The organism is Streptomyces sp. NPDC050703 (assembly GCF_040654435.1).
Lineage (GTDB): Bacteria > Actinomycetota > Actinomycetes > Streptomycetales > Streptomycetaceae > Streptomyces.
On record NZ_JBFAHX010000109.1, the window covers coordinates 1 to 1,502 of the forward strand.

1 protein-coding gene is annotated in these 1,502 nt (G+C 69.4%); it reads left to right on the forward strand.

Features of this window, described 5'->3' with window-relative positions; genetic code table 11:
* A partial coding sequence (locus tag AB0I16_RS35775) for an amino acid adenylation domain-containing protein (RefSeq protein ID WP_363253859.1) occupies positions 1-1,502 on the forward strand: 1,502 nt, incomplete at both ends.

The window sequence follows — 1,502 nt, forward strand, 5'->3', positions numbered from 1 at the left end:
ATCCAGGGCAGCAGCCCGCTGTTCACCTCACTGTTCAACTTCCGGCACAGCCAGCGGCCGGACGCGAGGCCCCGCACGGCCGAGGACACCGCCCCGCGGGGCATCCGCACGGTGTCCGTGCGCGAGGTGACGAACTACCCCGTGGCTGTGTCGGTGGACGACCTGGGCTCCCGGTTCGGGCTGAGTGTGGACGCGGTGGGGCCGGTGGACGGCGAGGCCGTGTGCCGACTGCTGCACACCTGCCTGGACAACCTCGTCGCCGCGCTGGAGAACGACCTGGGCGGTTCCCTGTCGGCGGTCGACATCCTCGACGAGACCGAACAGAACCGCATCCTCGACGACTGGAACGACACCACGACCGAGCTGCCCGAGCAGTCGGCACCTGAGATGTTCCAGGCTCAGGTGGCTCGCACTCCGGACGCCGTCGCGGTGACGTACGGCGAAGTCGAGCTGACGTACGCGGGCTTGGACGCTGAGGCGAATCGTCTCGCGCATTACCTGCGAGGTCTGGGTGTGGGCGCCGAGTCGGTGGTGGGGGTCTTCCTGCCGCGAGGCGTGGATCTGGTCGTCACGCTGCTGGCCGTGCTGAAGGCCGGCGCGGCGTATGTGCCACTGGATCCGCAGTACCCGTCGGATCGCCTTGAGTTCATGCTCGCCGACAGCGGTGCACGGGTGGTCGTCGGACGTGGCGACGCGGCAGGCGCACTGCCGGCGTCGACAGCGCACGTCGTGGACCTGGATGCCGCGCAGGTGGCGCGTGCGCTTGCGGAGGGTCCGACAACGACCCCCGAAGCCGCTCGCGAAGCCGGGCAACTGGCCTACGTCATCTATACGTCGGGCTCGACGGGGCGGCCCAAGGGAGTGGCCGTGTCGCACGGCGGCGTGGCGAGCCTTGTGGCGGCTCAGGCGGAGCGCTTCGCGGTGGAGTCCACCAGCCGGATGCTGCAGTTCGCGTCGGTGAGCTTCGACGCGGCGGTGTCGGAAGTCCTGGTGGCCCTGTCAACCGGCGCACGGCTGGTGCTGTCCGACGCGCAGGAGCTGCTGCCGGGCGCTGGACTGGCCGACGTCGTGGCGCGACACCAGGTGACCCATGTGACACTGCCGCCCGCGGTTCTCGCCGTGCTGGCGACGGAGGATCTGGCGTCCGTGTCGACGCTGGTGTCGGCGGGCGAGGCACTGAACACAGACCTGGTCGATCGCTGGGCGCGGGGCCGCCGGTTCATCAACGCCTACGGCCCCACGGAAACCACGGTGTGCGCCACGATGACGGCGCCGCTGGCACCTGGCGACGGCACCGGTATCGGTTCCCCGATCGTCAATACGCAGGTGTACGTCCTGGACGGCGAGTTGCGTCCGGTACCTGTGGGTGTAGCGGGTGAGCTGTACGTGGTGGGTTCGGGTCTGGCGCGTGGGTATGTGGGTCGGTCGGGGTTGACGGCGGAGCGGTTCGTGGCGTCTCCCTATGGTCCTTCGGGTGAGCGGATGTACCGGACCGGGGATGT